Source organism: Mycobacterium sp. shizuoka-1 (assembly GCF_002723835.1).
Classification (GTDB): Bacteria; Actinomycetota; Actinomycetes; order Mycobacteriales; family Mycobacteriaceae; genus Mycobacterium.
Map to the genome: position 1 here is coordinate 6,106 of NZ_BEWG01000037.1, position 17,623 is coordinate 23,728.

At 65.8% G+C, this 17,623-nt stretch carries 19 protein-coding genes and 1 pseudogene; 12 read left to right on the top strand and 8 right to left on the bottom strand.

Features of this window, described 5'->3' with window-relative positions:
* Together MSZK_RS12980 and MSZK_RS12985 are read left to right on the top strand one after the other, a co-directional pair.
* Positions 1-671: pseudogene (locus MSZK_RS12980) on the top strand (lytic transglycosylase domain-containing protein); the annotation flags it as partial.
* Complete coding sequence (locus tag MSZK_RS12985; protein ID WP_099248402.1) at positions 668-1,930, top strand: C40 family peptidase; 1,263 nt, start codon at positions 668-670, stop codon at positions 1,928-1,930. The pseudogene MSZK_RS12980 and the gene MSZK_RS12985, both read left to right, overlap by 4 nt.
* Before the next feature lie 1,687 nt (positions 1,931-3,617).
* Here MSZK_RS12985 and MSZK_RS12995 read toward each other — a convergent pair.
* The gene (locus tag MSZK_RS12995) at positions 3,618-3,968 is read right to left on the bottom strand and encodes a hypothetical protein (RefSeq protein ID WP_041801127.1); all 351 of its coding nucleotides are present in this window, start codon (positions 3,966-3,968) and stop codon (positions 3,618-3,620) included.
* A 191-nt stretch (positions 3,969-4,159) separates the two neighbouring features.
* Here MSZK_RS12995 and MSZK_RS13000 point away from each other — a divergent pair, with 191 nt between their 5' ends.
* From MSZK_RS13000 to MSZK_RS32945, 3 genes are all read left to right on the top strand, one after another.
* Positions 4,160-4,780 (top strand): hypothetical protein, encoded by a 621-nt coding sequence (locus MSZK_RS13000; RefSeq protein WP_041801126.1) that lies wholly within the window; start codon positions 4,160-4,162, stop codon positions 4,778-4,780.
* A 539-nt stretch (positions 4,781-5,319) separates the two neighbouring features.
* Positions 5,320-6,249: a ParA family protein gene (locus tag MSZK_RS13005; RefSeq protein WP_011896261.1), complete on the top strand. Its 930-nt coding sequence runs from the start codon at positions 5,320-5,322 to the stop codon at positions 6,247-6,249.
* A gap of 332 nt (positions 6,250-6,581) precedes the next feature.
* On the top strand, positions 6,582-6,923 hold the full coding sequence (locus MSZK_RS32945) for a hypothetical protein (RefSeq protein ID WP_233211275.1): 342 nt from the start codon (positions 6,582-6,584) through the stop codon (positions 6,921-6,923).
* Positions 6,924-6,988: 65 nt separating this feature from the next.
* On the opposite strand, the gene MSZK_RS13015 is transcribed toward MSZK_RS32945, so the two are convergent.
* From MSZK_RS13015 to MSZK_RS13025, 3 genes are all read right to left on the bottom strand, one after another.
* Positions 6,989-7,243 carry a hypothetical protein gene (locus MSZK_RS13015; RefSeq protein WP_011896259.1) on the bottom strand — a complete coding sequence of 85 codons (255 nt, stop codon included), beginning with the start codon at positions 7,241-7,243 and terminating at the stop codon, positions 6,989-6,991.
* Positions 7,236-8,105 carry a ParA family protein gene (locus tag MSZK_RS13020; protein WP_087083965.1) on the bottom strand — a complete coding sequence of 290 codons (870 nt, stop codon included), beginning with the start codon at positions 8,103-8,105 and terminating at the stop codon, positions 7,236-7,238. The genes MSZK_RS13015 and MSZK_RS13020 overlap by 8 nt, the downstream gene beginning before the upstream one ends.
* Positions 8,106-8,192: 87 nt before the next feature.
* Positions 8,193-9,857 (bottom strand): ParB N-terminal domain-containing protein, encoded by a 1,665-nt coding sequence (locus MSZK_RS13025; protein ID WP_087083967.1) that lies wholly within the window; start codon positions 9,855-9,857, stop codon positions 8,193-8,195.
* 564 nt (positions 9,858-10,421) lie between these two features.
* Between MSZK_RS13025 and MSZK_RS13030 the strand changes: the two genes are divergently transcribed.
* The 3 genes from MSZK_RS13030 (at position 10,422) to MSZK_RS13040 (ending at position 11,755) form a co-directional block, all read left to right on the top strand.
* A complete protein-coding gene (locus MSZK_RS13030; RefSeq protein WP_099248406.1) occupies positions 10,422-10,715 on the top strand; it encodes a hypothetical protein in 294 nt (97 codons plus the stop codon).
* Positions 10,712-11,395, top strand: a complete 684-nt coding sequence (locus MSZK_RS13035; RefSeq protein WP_099248408.1) for a hypothetical protein — start codon at positions 10,712-10,714, stop codon at positions 11,393-11,395. The genes MSZK_RS13030 and MSZK_RS13035 overlap by 4 nt, the downstream gene beginning before the upstream one ends.
* Before the next feature lie 81 nt (positions 11,396-11,476).
* A complete protein-coding gene (locus tag MSZK_RS13040) occupies positions 11,477-11,755 on the top strand; it encodes a helix-turn-helix domain-containing protein (protein WP_099248410.1) in 279 nt (92 codons plus the stop codon).
* 58 nt (positions 11,756-11,813) lie between these two features.
* On the opposite strand, the gene MSZK_RS13045 is transcribed toward MSZK_RS13040, so the two are convergent.
* Genes MSZK_RS13045 through MSZK_RS13055 form a run of 4 tightly spaced genes read right to left on the bottom strand, consistent with a single transcriptional unit; the run spans position 11,814 to position 14,370 of the window.
* The gene (locus MSZK_RS13045; RefSeq protein ID WP_099248412.1) at positions 11,814-12,605 is read right to left on the bottom strand and encodes a hypothetical protein; all 792 of its coding nucleotides are present in this window, start codon (positions 12,603-12,605) and stop codon (positions 11,814-11,816) included.
* Complete coding sequence (locus MSZK_RS13050) at positions 12,602-13,198, bottom strand: hypothetical protein (protein ID WP_233211276.1); 597 nt, start codon at positions 13,196-13,198, stop codon at positions 12,602-12,604. Before MSZK_RS13050 ends, MSZK_RS13045 begins: the two co-directional genes overlap by 4 nt.
* Positions 13,179-13,334: a hypothetical protein gene (locus MSZK_RS32950; RefSeq protein ID WP_233211277.1), complete on the bottom strand. Its 156-nt coding sequence runs from the start codon at positions 13,332-13,334 to the stop codon at positions 13,179-13,181. The genes MSZK_RS13050 and MSZK_RS32950 overlap by 20 nt, the downstream gene beginning before the upstream one ends.
* A gap of 43 nt (positions 13,335-13,377) precedes the next feature.
* On the bottom strand, positions 13,378-14,370 hold the full coding sequence (locus MSZK_RS13055) for an ArdC-like ssDNA-binding domain-containing protein (protein WP_233211278.1): 993 nt from the start codon (positions 14,368-14,370) through the stop codon (positions 13,378-13,380).
* A 191-nt stretch (positions 14,371-14,561) separates the two neighbouring features.
* On the opposite strand from MSZK_RS13055, the gene MSZK_RS13060 reads away from it, so the two are divergent.
* From MSZK_RS13060 to MSZK_RS13075, 4 genes are all read left to right on the top strand, one after another.
* The gene (locus tag MSZK_RS13060) at positions 14,562-14,918 is read left to right on the top strand and encodes a PadR family transcriptional regulator (protein ID WP_099248416.1); all 357 of its coding nucleotides are present in this window, start codon (positions 14,562-14,564) and stop codon (positions 14,916-14,918) included.
* A complete protein-coding gene (locus MSZK_RS13065; protein WP_099248418.1) occupies positions 14,915-15,205 on the top strand; it encodes a hypothetical protein in 291 nt (96 codons plus the stop codon). Before MSZK_RS13060 ends, MSZK_RS13065 begins: the two co-directional genes overlap by 4 nt.
* A gap of 143 nt (positions 15,206-15,348) precedes the next feature.
* On the top strand, positions 15,349-16,014 hold the full coding sequence (locus MSZK_RS13070; protein WP_233211279.1) for a hypothetical protein: 666 nt from the start codon (positions 15,349-15,351) through the stop codon (positions 16,012-16,014).
* The coding region (locus MSZK_RS13075) for a winged helix-turn-helix domain-containing protein (protein ID WP_233211280.1) at positions 16,011-17,623 on the top strand (1,613 nt) is incomplete at its 3' end. The genes MSZK_RS13070 and MSZK_RS13075, both read left to right, overlap by 4 nt.

Sequence of the window (17,623 nt, forward strand, 5' to 3'; positions counted from 1 at the left end):
CCGCAGCGACGCCGATGCCGGGACTGACCGGGGCACTGCCGATGGCCTCACCAGCCATGGGTGCGCCGGCGGCCACGGCACCTATGGCCACTGCCCCGGCCGCGGCCGTGAGCCCGCTGAGCTCCCTGGGGTCGCTGGCCCCTTCACAAACCAACCGCCGCACCGCAGCTGTCATTCCACAGCCCGGCGGCGGAAACCCGCTCCGCGGTGATTTCGGCGCCCTGGGAAAACTGACGCCAGACTCCACTCCGGGCGAAGTCTTCGCCGCGGTCCTCGCCGAAGCCAAGGCCCGCGGTTACACCCTTGAAGAGGGATTGGCCTGCGCCGCGACGATGCTGCAGGAAAGCTCCGGCAATCCCCGCGCGGTCAGCAGCAACGGCCTATGGGTGGGCCCCTTCCAGCAGGACACCAGCTACCCGGGACGTAGCGACCCCAATACCGCGATCGCCGAGTTCTTCAACCGCCTCGACGACAAGCGCGCCTCCGCCGGCGCCAGCAGCGACATCTGGAAAAACATCTTTTGGCTCCAACAGCGACCCGGCATCTCCACTGCCGAGGAAGCCTTCTCCGGCGGCCGCCAGGACTACCTGACCGAGATCCAGAGCCAACTTCCCCGCGCCACGCAGATGTACCGGGATCTGTCCGTCGTCCAAGAGCGAGTCCGTGCATGAGTATCCAAACCGCCATCGACGCCTACCTGCGGGACGCCCGCGAACTACTAGGCACCGGAGCCGCGCCGGGCAACTCACGACGCCCGCGCACTGACGTGCGCCCGGCCCAACCCCAATCCTGGATCGGGTCAGCAGCCGACTCTGCTGGCGCCACCGCCGACCGCCTCGACAACGACCGGGGAAAGCTCGGTAGCGCCCACGACCGAGCTACCCAAGCCCTCGACGCGGCAGCCGGCATCGCTCGCGACGCACACAGCGGAATGACGACCATTGAGAACGCCTGGCACAGCGACAAACTTGCCCTCGGACCGATCTCCAACACTCCCCAGGGCCAGGCCGCTCTCCTCCAAGCCGGGATGCAGCGTGTGTCCGAAGCGCAGTCCTTGGTCTTCGGCGTCACCACCCGCTTCGGAGACCTCGCCACCAATGTCGGCGACGCCATCACCGAACTACCGACCCCGCTCGACGCAGAAACCTCCACACCCTCCAAAGACACCCCAGCCGACACCGACGAAGACTCGGGAGCCGACGAAGACAGCAGCCAGACCGCGCAGACCGAAGAATTCAACGCGCTGGGCGGCCCACTTGAAGACGAACCCACTACATTCCCGTCATCAGCGACCGATGCCGCCCCGATAACCACGTCCGCCGGACTCGGATCCGGATCGCCCATGGAATCGCTGCTCAGCAGCATGGGTTCCGGCGGCATGCCTTCGATGGGCCAGCTCCCCCTCAGTGGTGGAGTGCCCGGCGGCGGCGCCGCCGGACTGTCCTCGCTGCTGCAGCCACTCATCGACGCCGCCGGATCCACCGACAGCACATCAGAGAGCGACGACAGCGCCGAAGACGACAACCACGCCGGCGTCGCGTGGAACGGCACCGAGGCCCAAAAGGCGATCAAGACCGCCGAACAAGCGCTGGGACTGCCCTACGTGTGGGGAGGTGGCGGCGCCGCCGGCCCATCCGGCGGCGGCTTCGATTGCAGCGGCCTGACCCAATGGGCGTTCGCCCAGGCCACTGACGGCCGCATCATCCTGCCTCGCACCACCTACGACCAGATCAACATGGGACAGAACATCGCCCCCGCCAACATCCGCCCCGGCGACCTCGTGTTCAGCAACTTCTCCGCCCCTGGCGTGCCCGAGCACGTCTCGCTCTACGTCGGCGACGGCAAGATCATCGAAGCCCAGCAGACCGGCGTCCCCGTCAAGTACTCCACGGCGCCCACGGACGATATCGTCGTCAGACGCGTCCTATAAGCCAACGCTTGCCCACAGTCTCTCAGCTTTGGATCCGACCGCGCCGATGCGCACGGAAGTACTCCATCGCCTCAGCGCGGCTCTTGGCACTCGCCGGCGGCGCAACTTCCCCAACGACGGCGGCCGAGGTACAACGGGCCTGGACTTGACGGGCCGTCACAGGCCTTCGCGGCAACTCACGCAGCCGAACAGCCAGGAATCCAGCAGGCCGCAGCAGAGAATCCGGCCAGGTCCGCCCTGTTCGCCGCATATCAGCATTGAGCGCATCGACGATCTGCGCACCAGTCCAGGTGTCCAGGTCCAGCCCCGAGCGGGTGAGCACCTCGCAGATCTGGCCGGGATGGACGGTATCGAGGCCTCGGCAGCGGGAGATGACACGCGCGGCAAGCAATTGGAGTTGCAGCGGGCGGGGTTCGCCCCGCCCCGCGGTGTCTGGTTGGGGAGAATTCTTCGACGTGGGCCGGGAACGGCCCTTTGGTGAGTTCTTTCCAACGTGAGTTACCCGCCTATCCCTACGGGATGGCGGTAGGTCGCAAACCGCCACGTTATCCACAGGCCTGCGCCGGCTCACCAAATGCCACACCGACGGCCGCCGATACCGCTGAGGGGACGCCATCGACCCGGTGCCTCGACGAACTTCCACAGCAAGACCGGCTTTAGCGAGGACCGCGCGCACGGTCGTCACACTGCGCTGGGAGCATCCCGCAGCCTTGGCCGCGGCCGCGTTGGTCACTGCGCAGTGCCGGCCAGTCGCGTGATCGGCGTGCGCGGCCAGCGCCACGCAGACCTTGAGCAGCATCGACTGGCTCAGGTTCACGCGCGTGAGAACCGCAGAGCCAGAGGCCGTTTCGGCCCAACAATCCACTTCCTCGATCCAGCCGGCGCGGCTGGTCCACATCGATGTCGTGGGTGAAGTCGCTCCGGCGACGACGATCCATTGCCGCCGCTGTTCCCGTTGCTTGATGCGAGCTATACGAGCCGACACCGGCGGTCTGCAAGCATCGGCGAGATCACGAAACAGCGCGCCATCGTGTCCGTGCAGTAGGCGTGCGCTATCGTGGTACCTGTCCATGGAGACAAGTCCCTTCGGGGAGGGGCGCGAGCCCACCGAGTCGAGGGCCAACTCGACTCGAAAACTTCAGATTCGAAGCCCTCGGTTGCCGCCGGGGGCTTCGAATGTTTGAAGGCGGCGGGTTCGCGCCGGACTATTCAGGTGTGGTGCCGACTGGTCAGATACGTGCTCCGCCAATGAGTCTCAGGTGGAGTGTTGTCTGGGGTCGACAGGTGATGTGGGGTCTCTTCTCCTTTCGATGTGACCGCATGCCAGACACGGCCAGCCGGGATGCTGGCCGGTACCGATCGTCAGGCCCAAGGCGCGCGTCATCGTGAGGTGTACCGGAGATCCGGCAACCCGTCACGACGATCGTCGAATCACGCCATCACAAGTGCTGGCGTGAGAGGTGTTGTAAAGAAAGGGGATTCGCGCGTGAATGTTGGTGATGCGCTACCGAGCGGGTCGTCCCATGCAGCCTCCGGTTGTCATTGGTGTGTCTGGAGGGATCGTTGCACGGCCCGCGCGGGTATCCGCGCATCGACACGCGGATACCCGCGCGCGAGTACCATGACGGAGAAACTACAGATTCACGCGCGACGGCCCTCGACAGGGCTCACCACGCGGCGCCGGCGGTCAGGCCACCGCGGTCGGGGTCGAGGTCAACGCCCTCAGCAGTAGAGCCTGCACCTCAGAGATCCCGTGCTCACGCGCTAGAGCGCGCACCGATTCACGGTCTTCGGCCAGGGTGACCAACGCCTCTGGCGACATCAGCGGCTGGCAGGCCTCAACGATCAGTTCCTGGACACTTTTCTTATTGAACCCAGCGGCCACCGCGGCCGCGACATCCGCTTCCCGCGGCAGCAGCCGCAGGGCCATCTGGGCGGAGCGCTTGCGCGTCTCGGTCCCCCGGCGCGTCTTTTGTTGCCGCGTCGAGGGCACGTCTGCAGCGACCTCGCCCGGAGCCGTATCCAAAGTGGTCGTCATCGCGTCCTCCTCCGCTGAGCTCGCGCGGGTAGCCGCGCAAGCACCACGGTAGCGCAGGATGCGCCATAGTGCGGGATAGCTTCGCGAAGGCGTGTCGCGTGTTGCGTGATTATGCGCTATGAGGTGGGATATTGCGCGCAGATCCGCCAGGATGCGCCATGGCACCGCACAATGTCGTACATTGTGGGGCTATGGCGACCCCCGATGGCCCACCCGGCGCCATCGACCCAGACTCGCTGCTGACCGCTGACGGCATTGCCGAGCTGGCCGGCGGCATGGTCAAGCCCAACACGGTGCGCTCCTGGTGGCGCAACGGGTCCCTGCCGTACGAGGTCTTCCCTGAACTGGGCGCCAAGTCGAACAAGCGCACCCGCCGCAGAGATGCCGAGCGTTTCCTGCGGCGCAAGCTCGGAGACCTCCCCGCGGCACCCCTTACGGAAACCTCCATGGCTACGCCCACGGAATCCGACGAACCGCACGCAAACCCCTCCCCCACCCCGCCGTCGGCGAGCAGCGCTGATCTGCTCGACACGCTGGCCTCACTTAAAGCCGCCGCCGACTCGGCAATGCAGGCGCTGATCGCTGAAGCCGAACATCACGCCCAGATGGCCGCCGCTCAGGCCGCTGTCTCTCGCGCCCAGGCCGAGGCTGACACCATCCGCGCTCAGGCCGACGCCAAACGCGTCGAAACCCTCAAGCATCTGCAGAATGTGTTCCGCGGCTACGACCTGGCCCTCACCACACACCTGCAGCCTGCCTACCCGCCGCATTTCGACAGCACCGCGGAGCAACCCCACACTCCCCAGCGCTGATCGCACCGCGCCGCATCGCCGCCCCACGCAGGTCACGGCCCGTCCATCTGTCCGATTCGCGGCCACGGCCGAGGTCGCCGCGTCGGTTACGCGACGTCCCGTGCGTCGGCCAAGAGATGACCGGACGTTGGGTGCGAGCCTTGGACTATAGTCCGTGAAAAGGGCGCTGACCTGCAAAATACGGGCCTATCACGGACAATCACACGGGCAGGCGCCGGGCAGACGCCGGGCAACACACGCCCTAGAGCACGCCGATCCGCACGTCCGTGTCAACGAGCGATCATTCGCCATCAGGCCCGACCCATTACTGAGGCGTGTCAACGCCCCGACAACCATGTTGGCGTACACCGTGACTCACGCGGCACGGTACTGACGTTGATCCGCTCGCACCCACTCACGCATCCCACAGCGTCACGCCTGGCGTTGACCAGCACATTGCGCCGCAACACCACACGCCACGCCAATCCCACGGGTAACAGTTCGGACTCACCCGTGTGCGTCGCCGAGAGGCCACGGACGAACAGACCTACGGTGCATGCATGACGATGACCGGACCGGCCCGAACAATCCTCGTGGCCAATCAGAAAGGCGGCGTCGGTAAATCGACCACCGTTGCCGCGGTTGCGGAAATGATCGCCACCGCCGGAAAGCGGGGCCGGCGCGTCCTGGTCGTTGACGGTGACCCACAGGCCAACGTGACCGTCGAGGACCTTGGTGTCGACGGCGACCGTGGCCAATCACTGGCCGCCACGCTGCAGTTCGGGACCCCGCTGACGCCGGTACGCGACGTGCGCACCCACCTCGACGTCATCGCTGGGGGACCGCAGCTGGCCGTCGTAGGCGCAGCAGCCAACACCATCGCCGAGAACGGCATCGACATGGCCACCAATATGCAGACCCAACTTCAAGCACTGTGCGACGCCGAAGGCTACGACGTCGTGCTGATCGACTCTGGGCCCGGAGACGTGCCCCTCCTGGACACCTATCTGTCGGTTGCGAACTATTTGCTCATTCCGACCCGGGCAGACCAGGCCAGCCTTGGCGGCGTCGAACGCCTGGCTCGCCGCTTCTGGCGAGCCCGCAAACATGGCGCGTCCATCCAACTGCTCGGCGTGCTGCTCTTCGATGTGAACCCTCGGGCTACCAAACGCAACGAGGAAGTGTTTGCACAGGTCAACGACATGCTGGCTGGTAGCGGCACAAGCCCCTTCGACATCACCATTCGATCGGCTCCGGCCGCGGCGGTGGACATGCGCACGCTGCACCGGACTGCTGGCGAGCTCGTGGCGCTCGCTCATGACGAACGGCGCAGTCGACTGACCAGACTGCGCGACAAACAGCGCCCCGAACGGGCCTTGTGGTCAAGCGACCCGACTGGACTGGCCGCCGACTATCAAGAGCTCGTGCGCCAGATCGTGTCCCGCCTGGTGAGCTATGAAGCGGCGGCCGTGGGGGAGAGGGTCGGATGAGCACGCCTACACGCCGCAAAGCCGTCTTCGACCCTAACGCTCTCGACGACGACCTCGACGATCTTTGGCCAGCCCGCCCCGCGAAGCCCCGGGATGAACCCGCCCCGGAGCCCGCCGCCGAGACCGAAGCACCACCGAAATCGCCGCCGCAACCACCGGCAGAAGCGGTGTCGGAACCACGTACTCGAACGGCGCCCCGACGCCCCTCGGTGCCGTCGCCGGGCACACGCCAAAGTGTTCGAGACGCGGAACCGGCAGGGCGTCCCCCATCGAAACGGCACCGCCCACCTGAGGCCCTGCTATCCGCCGAGGTCTATGACGAGCTCTACCGGGTGCAGAACGCTGAGAAGAAAGTGCGGCGGGGTTTGGCCAGGACCATGGGCGCCATCGTCCTGGACGCGATCGAAGCCCACGCCCACCGGCTCCAAACCACCTGGACGGTCCCTCAGACAACGATCGCCGAGGGACAGCTCTTCGAACGTCCATCGGCAACAGCGGTACCCCCGCGACGGCGGCACCTGACCGCGCCACGCACGGTCGTCCTGTCCGGTGTCACCGCCGGCAACGCCGAACGTCTCGACGACCTCGTGCAGCGGTGGGGTGCAGGCACCCGCAGCGCTCTGGTAGAGCAAGCGCTGCGCTACGAGTTCGGACTACTCCCGGAACCGCAGTAGCAGCCACACACCTGAGGCGATGGTGATGCAGCCTGCATCACCGCGCCCCTCACGCCGCCGGGGATCTAGCGTCGCCGGCCCGGCCCCAAAGGCTCATCGTCCGGGTAGATCTCAGCCCCGCGGTTGTAGTCGCGCGCGATGACGGCCAGCTGGGCAATGAACGCCTCACGAACGAACTGCGCGAAGGTGTACGGCCGCCCCGTGACCCGCTGCACAATTCGCACCGCCGCGCGCGCACGCCGGTGTAGGTCCCGTGGAATGTTGACCTTGCTGACCTCGGTGGAATCCCCGGCGCGACGCTGGGAATCTTGATCAGGCATGGATGGATGCGGGCCGGAACATCCCCTGACTCTTCATGTGATCGACAACGGCCTGATAGTCGTGGGTGACGTCTTTGGCTCGGTAGCCGTACAGCGGCACCGGCGTGTAGTTCGTGTACGCCTCGTCCACGATGGAGCTACGTCGAACCGCGGGGGTCACCTTCGCATCGAAGCCCTCATGTAGATACTCCATCTGCTGGCGATACACGGTCCCGCTGGAGGGCACAGCGCAGGGCACGATGGCCAGTAGCGGAATGTCGATCCGATAGGTCTTCTTAAGCACCGCAAGCTCACGCAGCAAGTCCTGAATGCCCTCTGCTTCCTTGCCTGAGGGCTTCGTGCACGTAATCAGGCCCCAGGAGCCCGCCGGGCCCTCTTCCTCGGTCGAGGAGGCAATCAATGCCGTCGTCACGAGCGCACTGTTCGAGCCGGGGGAGTCGATGAGCGTGACGTCGACCGGCGCCGCGGACTCCATGGCCTCACGCAGCCGTGTCACACCACCGGTGACCGCCGGCAGTTCAACCATGAGCTTGTCGAGGGTCGATCGTGCCGCCGGGACCACCGTGAGATTGGGAATCTGCCCTTCGGTGGCGTCGGTGTACACCGGACCTTGATCGTCGTAGTCGGCCAGGACACGAGCAGGACGCTCGATGTCGTCGATGGTGCAGTTCAGACGCAGGACATCAGCCACGGTGGATCCGCTGATATCGGGATAGCCCAGCCAGGTGCTCGCGTTCGCCTGCGGATCGAGATCAACAACGCGGACACGCAGCCCCGAGGCGGCGAGAAGGACGGCGGTAGTGACCACGGTGGTGGTCTTACCGACACTGCCGGACATGTTGGCAACGGTGTAGGTGGGCATCGAAGGTTCTCCTGTCTCAGGCGGTGGGGCGATGCCGTGATGCAGCCTGCATCACGATCGGCGGGGTGGGCGGTGATGCAGCCTGCATCACGGGCGAGCAGCGTCGAGCTGGCGACGTTCCCACTCCGTGGGTTGGTAGCCGACGCGGTCAATCAGTCGTTCAATGTGGGCAACCGCATCGTCATCCCACATCTTGTCCTTCAACTCGGCGGTGTGCAGTTCGTCAGCGGCCACCGCACGATGCCATGCCATCGTGGAACGAGCCTTGTCCGAGTTGCCCTCGACGTGGGAGTCCCAGTCGCGTAGCAGGGCCCGCACCGCTGAGGTTTGGCACCGCACCGCCACCCCGGATAAGTACTGCCGTACGAGGGTCTTGAGTAGCTCTGCGTTGGTAGGTGCAAGTCCGATGAGCGTGGAGCAGGCTTGCCGGCGATGTGCCTGGGCCGCCGCGGCGGCCGCGACGTCTTCGCTGCGCCGAGCCGTCTCTGGGTCGACCACAGCCGGTTCTTCCTGGAGGTCGTCGCGGACCTCCGGCGGAGGTGGATCACTGGCGGCTCCAGCCGACTCCGGACGCTCCGGCGCCGACTCCGGGGGTGCATGGCCGCTGACGGGGCCGAGGCCGCCATCATCACCATCGCCGTCGGACGGCGGCGATGGAGACTCATCGGGGACCGCCAGTGAGCGCACATAGAGATCGAGGTATCCCGTACCGGAATTGATCGCTCCCACCACGTCGGCGCCCGGCTGGTACTCGTCACGGCTGATGCGATGGTCGATGTAGTGCTCACCCAGCTCGGCACGGGGATCGTCGACCAAGACGACTCCGAGGCCACGCGCTTCGGCGCGCGCCTCCCGTTCAGCGATGACGCGTTCCGCGGCTCGTGATGCCGTCCAGTTGTGCTGCACGACGAGCCGCTGGGCCTCAACCTGCTCGGCTCGGCGACGATCGCTGCCTTGGTCGGGGTCTTTGCTCTTCTGCCAGCGACGCGGGGGACCGTAGGGCAGCATGCCGGACAGGATGGCCGCTTCGGCGCTGGGGAGACGTCCGGTCTCCACAGCCTTGCGCACCTCGGGGGCCAGCAGAAGCAGCGCCAGACGCCGCGAAACCGTAGCCTGGTTGACGCCCAGCCGCTCGGCGATCGCACGCTGGGACAAACCAATATCGGAGTACCTCGCGAACAGCTCAGCCTCAGCAAGATCGGGGAGATCCTCGCGACCAAGGTTCTCCGTAGCCATAGCATCGAGGTCGCCGTGGTCGGCGAGGACCGCGTCGTCGACGACCACGGGGACCGACTGCCGGTCGGCCTCCAATGCGGCGATCCGGCGCCGATGCCCGTAGATGAGCACATATCGATAGCCGTCGTCGATAGACGAACCGGCCTCAGGCCGTGCGGCAACGAATGCTTCCCGGCTAACGGCCAGCAGCGGCAGCCGTACCCCGTTTGCACGCACGGAGGCCAACAGCTCTTCCCATTTCGGGTCGTCGGGCTGAGGCTGGGAGCGTTCGGCGGCGTTGAACGGGTGGGGCGCGATCTCGCTGACGGACAGCTGCAGGACCCGGTGGGCGCTGCCGGCGGCGATGGCCGACATTCCACCGATGAGCCCGGAGACTTCGGTCGATCCCTCGACGGCGGGGGAGGGGATGTCGGCGGCGTCTCCCCCGGCGAACTGGGCGAAGCGGTTCGCGGTCTTGCGCTTCCCGGCGGCTTTCGCGGGCCGGCGTGGCATGCGGGCGGTGGGCGTCTCTGTCACTAGACACTAGCTCCTTCCTAAATACCGGTATTACCGTATGGATCGTTTGAAACGTACGCAAGAGGACCTCTCGGCGTTTCGTTGATCAATGCCGTGATGCACGGTGCATCACCCGAGCGGCCGCCCTACATCCGTGCCGTCACGTGACGAAATGAGCCCCGATAGAGCGTATGCGAATCAGTCGAACTAGGAAGGGGCTCCAGTAGCGGCCGACCGACCGTCAAGGGCAACAAATGTGCACCGCGGCGTCTTCGGCGGCCGGTACAGCATTGCCTCGCACCTGCGGCACGCGAAACTGCGATGCACTCCGCAGGTGCCGCAATGCGCCGAACCGACCAGCACAGTAAACGGGGCGCCCCAGGGGTGCCCATTAGGGCACGAGAGGGGAGGGGGAGGCTCCGCCCAGCCTTTAGGAGTCCACCTCAGCGCGCCTGCCACATTCCGATCATACGTTCGAACACTGCACCATGGCTCCGGGCCGCATTGACAAGACAACTTGCTAGCAAAATACAAAGCAGTTGAACAAGCTAGCGGGAAACCAATCAAGCAAGTAACATACAAGGCATGGGAGCCAGCAACACCGCAACCGAGCCCTCTAGCTATCTGGATCATGGGCTGGATAACATGCTGGCAAGCTGGCCTGATGAGTCGCCGGCGGCAACGGAAAGGGACGCGGCAATGCCCAAAAGCGCCGGCGACGTGCAGATCAGCTTCCGAGCCAGCTTTGACCTGAAGATGAGGTTCGAGCAGGCACTCCTCTTTCGGTCGGCTCGCGAAGGCCGCAGAATCTATGCAAACCACGTCCTCGTCGAAAAGATCGAGGAGTTCATCGCCGAAGAGGAGAAGCTGCGCCCGTGAACCTCCACCCGATGCGCTTCATCGTCGCAGCTGTTGCCGCGGCCGTCGCGGCGCTGCTCGTCCCGATTCCCGCCTCGGCCGGCCCGGCAATGATGGCTTACCCCGGCATGGCCATTACGCAGGGGGATAGCGCGTGCGCCATCGGGTTCATCGACACACGCCGCCGCATCGCCTACTCCGCCGGCCACTGCGCCACCGGGCAGACTGTCACCGACCAGGCCGGCCGACCGATCGGTGTCGTCGCCCTTTCTGAGCACAACCGCGTCGGCCAGAAAAGAACCGGACCCCGCGACAGCGTGATCGACTACCAGGTCATCGCCCTGAACTCCAACGTCCAGGCGACCAATCAGCTCGGACCCAACGGGACCCGCCCACTGATCACCGAACCAGGCGTCAAGCCCAAGCCAGGAATGAAGGTGTGCCAGCTCGGACCGGTTACCGGATCGTCCTGCGGCACCATCGAAGCCGTCAACGACGGATGGTTCACGATGGCACCGGGAAGCATGACCAGCCAGCATGGCGATTCCGGAGCTCCGGTATACACCTACACCACGGCTTCCGGGCCAAAGCCGGTCATCGTCGGTATCTTGCGCGGCCTCAACGGCGGCCAGGTCGCTGCGGTCAGCTGGCCTGACACCATGATGCGCGCCATCTACGCTGCCGCTGAAGCCACCGCCTGACCCTCGCGCCGACGTCCGCGCGCAATGGGCCGGAATACACTGGGGCACACAGCCAAACAACCCGGAAGGTCCCACCGCCCGATGCCCGGCCAGCGCACCCCATCAAGCGACGCGGTCAATCTGCACGTCCGCCGCCAGCTGGCCGCCGCCATCGCCGACTGGATCATCACCAATGATTGGACCCAGGCCGAGGCTGCGGCCAAGCTGGGCGTCAGCCAACCCCGGATCTCTCACCTCGCCAGCGGGCAGGTGGAACGATTCAGCGTTGACGCACTCCTGAACATGGCCGCCAAAGCCGGCCTCCACATCGAGTTGACCGTCACCTCGGCGGCAACAGCATCGAAAGGTGTGCGTCCTTAAGCCCAGGCAGCACAAGCAAACCCGCAACCACGGGGCAGTTTGATGATGGGGAAGGCGGTCAGCGTGTCGCCTCGAGGATCTGCCCCAAACGTGCGAGCCGGCGCGCTGCCTCCACGCACTCGCCCGCAGCCACCGGCCCACGACTGGCACCCAGAGCGGTAGCGGCCACGGCGGGGTCCATGTCCCGAAAGAGCGTCAACGCCCGGCGAAGCGCGCCCGCGTCGATCTCGGCGTCGCTGCCCACAACCACAGCGTGCGAGCCGTCATCAAGCCCGCTCTCGCCGGGCGCCGGGCTGTATGCCTCATCGGGCGGCTCGGCCTCACTGGACGGGACTATCGCCGGCGGCGCCGGCGGCAACTCATCAAGATCGCCATCGACAATCACTGGCGAGCCACGACGCGCCCTGGCGGCGATGTTCTCGTCGATCAACGTTCGCAGGGCCTGGCTTTGTTCTCCCGCGTCGACGAGTTCCCCCAGGCGACTGGTCGCCGCAGACACGACCTGTCGGGCGCCTTCAAGCCCCAGCAGCGCGACGTCATTGGGCGTTACCGGCACGTGCGTGCCCGGGCCCACGATTTCCTGCAGCGGCACAACCAAGGTCTCCACCCCTTGGCGATACCGGCGCGCATTCGACGCTGATCCACCGAGCTGATCGTGGATGAAATGACCGAAGTCGTTGTAGCTGTGCCCATCCCGGTCGAGAAGGAAGCGCCAATCCTGATCGCGGTAGATTGCCGCGAGCACCTCTAACACCCCACTAACCGCCCGGCCGAGTTCTCCGAGGCGCCGTTGGGCCCGTTCCTGGGGCGTCTCCACCTCAACCACCTCGCGTGACACCACTGAAGTCATGTGATCAGCCCACCCACGACGCTGGCGTGCGTCCCCAGAAACCGCTGCACCTTGGCCCGGGTTTCGGCATCAGCCCAGGCACGTCTCAGCACCTCCGGTAGTGTGCTGGTGAAGGTCCCCAACAGAGGATCTGCGCTATCCCGAAGCCGTAACCGCTCACGGGTGCGTTGGTCTGGCAGCAACCGCATCAGGCCGACCACAACGACCGGATGCGTGCCGCGCCCCACGCGCGCCCAACCCATGATCTGGCCTTCGATCAACGCCCGCCCCAACGGGTCATCAAAACTGCCCACGGGCAACGCCTGGAGTGGGCCATCCTCATCCCGTGAGTGGCCCAACGCGCATCTGCGTTGAAACTCCTGATCCGCCAACGATAATCCGCCCAGATACACCGCGCGCAACTCGTCACGCTCGGCCCCGCTGGCAAGCTCGAAGCGCCGGTAGGTCTCGCATAATCCGTCGGAGGTCGCCGCATACTCGACTGCCGCGTCGGCCAGTCGCTGCCGCGCTGCAGCCAGCTGCAAGCGAACCTCCGCAAGTTCGCGGAGCTTCTGCTCCCGCAGCGCTGCCAGGTCAGTCGGTATCGAGCTCACGCCGGTCTGCCTCCTCGACGCCGAAGAACTCGTCAACCTGCCGCTGCACCCCGACCTCATCGGGTCCCTCAAAAACATGAACCTGTCCATCACTGGGATCGGTCACCTCGACACGCACCGACACAACTCCACTCATCAGAACCTCTCCATCTGATCCATCGCACTCCGACATACGCCGCCTAGACTTCCTGGAAACGCTTGATACGACCCATGATCCGATCAGTGGCCTTGCACACGGCCTCCGCAGTCTTGCGGGTCTTCTCCACATCTCCTCGCGCCCAACTCTCGATGTAGGCGAACGATTCACCCTCCTCGCGCAACCCGTACCGCCGAGCCACCACATAGGAGACGCTCTCGGCCTCGACCTCCATCGTCGAGCGCTGCCCACCCGCGCGAGTGTGATACTCACCAGTACGTTCGGTGTGCCCGAGCTCGATGTGAGCGAGCTCGTGGGCCAGCGTTTTGGCCTGATGAGCGTGGCTGTAACTGCTATTGATCGTGACCGTCTTGCTTACCGGATCGGTGGAGCCGTCAGGGATGCGCGGATCATCGCCGAGATCCTTGTACACCAGGGCATACCCATGCTCTCCCACCTGCGCAGCCAGATCCTCATGCATACCCTCCGGCGCTCTACCCGACGCCCGGTTGTACGGCACCTGCGGCGGCTGCGGCAGCGGCTTCCCACTCGTCGACGCGACGTCATAGACCGGCACGGGCTTGAACCCGATGACCTTGCTCTCCTTGCGCGAGCCGTTGGCGTCCTCGACCTCAACCTTCTTGACCATCGGGGCGTAGATCCAGATCGCCTTCTCGCCCTTATCGACGCTACGCCCGAGCTCTTTCCACTTGTTGAAACCCGCAACCTGCTGGGCATCAGGCCGCTGCGCCAAGATCAGCAGCTGGTTGTTCATCGAGTACCGGTGGAACCGTTGCTGGAAATCCAACCACTCCCGCCACTTCGGGCCAGTGCCCAACTCGGCGATCGCCGTATCAATCTCACGCCGGATGTCCTCAGTCCGCGTCGACTTATCCGCGAACGACACCGGCGCACGCACAGCCGAGCTTGCAGCCCCATTCGACTCTTCAAGATCGGCAAGCTCAGACAGCAACGCATCCTCAGCTCGCTCCAACCTCTTAACGCCGCGCGCCGCCCGCGCGTACCCCAGCCGCATATCGCCCGGGCAACGCCGCGGACCATCGGGTTCATGCTCGGCTCGACACATCAGCGTCCAACACCTCCAGACATCGCAGCAGCTAGCGGAATCAAACTCAGCATCGGCAAACCGCCGCCTGCATTCAAGAGGACTTCGGTGGCCGCCGGCTCCTCTGGAATCTGGCCGCGAGGCTTCTTACCGTCGAAGGCATGACTCCCACGGACACGCGTCGAGGACGTGCCCCGCGCCCGTTGACCGAAGGCCAGCGCAAGGTCCTGATCGCGTTTGCCCGTGCCGGCTTCGCCGAAGGCGAATGGGTCCGCCCGATGGACGTCGGCGGCCGCGACCGGTCCGGACATAGCCGGCTGCTGACCCAGCTCGAACGCCGGGGCCTCGTCGAGTCCAGAACCCGCTCGACGGGAAAGCGGGGCTCCAAGCTCTACCGCTTGACCGCCGCTGGCCGCCGCCACGCCGACGAAGAACTCCACGAGTCCAGACGTCCGCGGCAGGACTCACCGCCCATTGCGTCCGCCCGTCAGAGCCCGCTGTTAGCGTCCACCTCATGACCGATCCGAGCACCGAGCAGGTGACCCGACCGATCCGCGAATCAGAAGAACACGCCTACCGCGCCACCGCAATCCTCGAACTGTGCGGCGAAGACGACCCAGCCGTCGACGAGCTGCCGCAGTCGGAGCGCACTGCGCTGGCGGCGGTGCATGCGCAACTCGCGCAGGCCGCCGCACTCGCGAGCATGGCCCAATCAAACGCGTTGCTGATCGAGGAAATGAGGGAACTCAACGACGCCGTCCGAAGTTTCGGCCAGCAGCTCCTGTCTGCCGGGCAGCCCCAATAACGGGGCCGCCGGCACTCGCGACCTGAGCAGCAGCCGAGTAGGTTTGGCGCCATGGTGGACCGGGGGACTGGGGGGGGGAGCACATTCGGCTTCCGGCCGACTACCCACGCGGCTCCCACTACGGCGACGACAATGACCGCGCCATGACCGACCCGAACACCATGAAAGACACCGAAGACGACCTCGCATCGGGACCCGCCCACGACGAATTCGAGTGGAACATCGACGCCGCCGCCAAGCTGTCCCACGCCCAGACGGCCATCGCCGAATTCACCTACCAGATCACCAAACTGAACTATCTCCACGCCCAGCTACTGGCGGCCCGCGACGGCACACTGGAACCCAACTGGCGCGCCACCATCACCACCATCGCTGCCGAGACGACCACTGAACCCGCCGACACTCAGCAATCAGCTCGCTCCCGCGCCGCAGCCGACCTAGCCGCCATACCGCCGGCCGACTGGGAGCCCGGAAGAAAAGTCGGCTGGCGCACCGCACTAGATGCATGGTTCGACGCCATCAAAGCGTGCCTGGCCGACACCGAACGCGCCGAACGTCACCTTCGCGCCGAAACATGGATGTCCGCCGACTCGGTCACCGCGCGCATCACCATGGATCGCGACCTCGCCACCGCCTCCTACCGGGCTGGTCTGGCCGCCGGAGGCTTGGACGTCGACTGGTATGACTGGCTCATCGAACGCGTCCGGCTCTGGCCCGACGTGAAGCGCCGCAACGACCAGCTCGACCTTATGACCCTCGAACCGGACTACCGACAGTCCATCGAGCAGCTGCCGCCGTACTGGGCATGACCCACCAGCGCGACCCCGGCGCCGCACCCGCCCCAGCAGACCGGCACTGGTGGAACACGCCCGAGCACTGCTCAACCCCGCTACAGGACCTCATCCCCGGATACACCGCGATCGTCGACCGCCCGATCCCGTACGCGCTTCTTCCCCGCCGCGCCCGGACCGTCTACGGCAGCGCCATGCAGAAATGGTGCGACCTCGGCAAACACACCCCACAATCCCTGCTGACCTGGAAACTCTCGGGACCGACCACCGTCAACGCGATCATCACCGCCGCGACCGCCGCAGCAGCCACCGAGACCACGCCACCACCAGAGACCGCCCGAGCCGCCGCCGACCGACTCATCAGCGAACTCAACGACCGCGACGTCACGATCCTGTCCCAACGGTCCTGGGCGCAGACCCCCACCCCACACGCAGAGCTCGCCAGCCACCTCGGCGTGCAACCCATCTCGATCCGGCGCTACCAGCGACGCGCCCAAGCCCGCCTTGAAGAACTACTCACCCAACCCGCCCACCACACCCTTGTCGGCCAAGCTGCGGCGCTGCGCGCCACGCTGGGCCCCTACACACCGCACGCAGCGGTCACCGCCGAGCTGCACCGCCTCGACATCCCCGCTAACGACATCGCCGCTGACCTACTGCTGCACCTCGCCGGCCCATACCGCCGCCACCACGACTGGTACAACAACACCACCGTCGACGGATCCGCCGCAGCGAGCGCCGCCATCACCACCGCATTCGCCACCGATCCAGCCCCACCCCGCGAAACACTGCTGGCCGCCCTCACCGGTATCGGCATGCCACCGCAGACCGCCGACGCCTACCTCGAAACACACCTGACCCTGCGCGACTTCGGCGACCGCTGTGTCCCATGGAACACCGACACCACCGCCAACATGATCGAAGCCGCACTACAAGCGCACAAAACCCCCGCAACACCCGCCGAAGTCACCGACTTGATCGACATCCCCGAAGTCCGTCTAACCACCGTCGCGGCGGTCCTGTCCGACGACCACCGCTTCAGCCGCGCCAGCCGGACCACCTGGGCGCTGCGCACCTGGGAATTGCCCGAGTACGCCGGCATCGATCACGCCATCACCACCTGCCTCGACGCCGCAGGCGGCGCCGCCACCCAAGCAGACCTCATCACGGCAATCCGGTCGACCTTCCCCGACGTCGCAGCGACCTCCATCCAGACCCACCTATCGACCCTGAACTTCATCAGACGGCGCGACGGCCTGATCCGTCGGCGCAAACCCAGAGACCCGTGGCCTGAATTCCCCCACCTGCGCACGGCCCGCGGGGCATTCCACGACCCGCACCACCAAGCACGCCTCCTGCTACCGGTGACCGCCGATCTGCTCCGCGGATCCGGCCGCCCACTACCGCCCGCATTCGCAGCTGCCATCGGTATCCGACCCGGCCAACGAAAACACTTCACCAGCGCACACGGACAGACCGCCGTGACATGGAGACTCGCATCCACCAACGGCGCCACACTCGGATCGATCCGCGCACTGCTACGCGCCACCGGCGCCACACCCGATGATCGCGTGGTCCTGGCCTTCGGCCTCACCGAACCCACCATCAACGCCGCCCGCCTGCCCCC

What these genes read in the sequence shown, in the direction of transcription:
- MSZK_RS12985 (WP_099248402.1), top strand. Translation starts at nt 668, where the DNA reads ATGAGTATCCAAACCGCCATCGACGCCTACCTGCGGGACGCCCGCGAA.
- MSZK_RS12995 (WP_041801127.1), bottom strand. Translation starts at nt 3,968, where the DNA reads ATGACGACCACTTTGGATACGGCTCCGGGCGAGGTCGCTGCAGACGTG.
- MSZK_RS13000 (WP_041801126.1), top strand. Translation starts at nt 4,160, where the DNA reads ATGGCGACCCCCGATGGCCCACCCGGCGCCATCGACCCAGACTCGCTG.
- MSZK_RS13005 (WP_011896261.1), top strand. Translation starts at nt 5,320, where the DNA reads ATGACGATGACCGGACCGGCCCGAACAATCCTCGTGGCCAATCAGAAA.
- MSZK_RS13015 (WP_011896259.1), bottom strand. Translation starts at nt 7,243, where the DNA reads ATGCCTGATCAAGATTCCCAGCGTCGCGCCGGGGATTCCACCGAGGTC.
- MSZK_RS13020 (WP_087083965.1), bottom strand. Translation starts at nt 8,105, where the DNA reads ATGCCCACCTACACCGTTGCCAACATGTCCGGCAGTGTCGGTAAGACC.
- MSZK_RS13030 (WP_099248406.1), top strand. Translation starts at nt 10,422, where the DNA reads ATGGGAGCCAGCAACACCGCAACCGAGCCCTCTAGCTATCTGGATCAT.
- MSZK_RS13040 (WP_099248410.1), top strand. Translation starts at nt 11,477, where the DNA reads ATGCCCGGCCAGCGCACCCCATCAAGCGACGCGGTCAATCTGCACGTC.
- MSZK_RS13045 (WP_099248412.1), bottom strand. Translation starts at nt 12,605, where the DNA reads ATGACTTCAGTGGTGTCACGCGAGGTGGTTGAGGTGGAGACGCCCCAG.
- MSZK_RS32950 (WP_233211277.1), bottom strand. Translation starts at nt 13,334, where the DNA reads ATGAGTGGAGTTGTGTCGGTGCGTGTCGAGGTGACCGATCCCAGTGAT.
- MSZK_RS13055 (WP_233211278.1), bottom strand. Translation starts at nt 14,370, where the DNA reads ATGCGGCTGGGGTACGCGCGGGCGGCGCGCGGCGTTAAGAGGTTGGAG.
- MSZK_RS13060 (WP_099248416.1), top strand. Translation starts at nt 14,562, where the DNA reads ATGACTCCCACGGACACGCGTCGAGGACGTGCCCCGCGCCCGTTGACC.
- MSZK_RS13065 (WP_099248418.1), top strand. Translation starts at nt 14,915, where the DNA reads ATGACCGATCCGAGCACCGAGCAGGTGACCCGACCGATCCGCGAATCA.
- MSZK_RS13070 (WP_233211279.1), top strand. Translation starts at nt 15,349, where the DNA reads ATGACCGACCCGAACACCATGAAAGACACCGAAGACGACCTCGCATCG.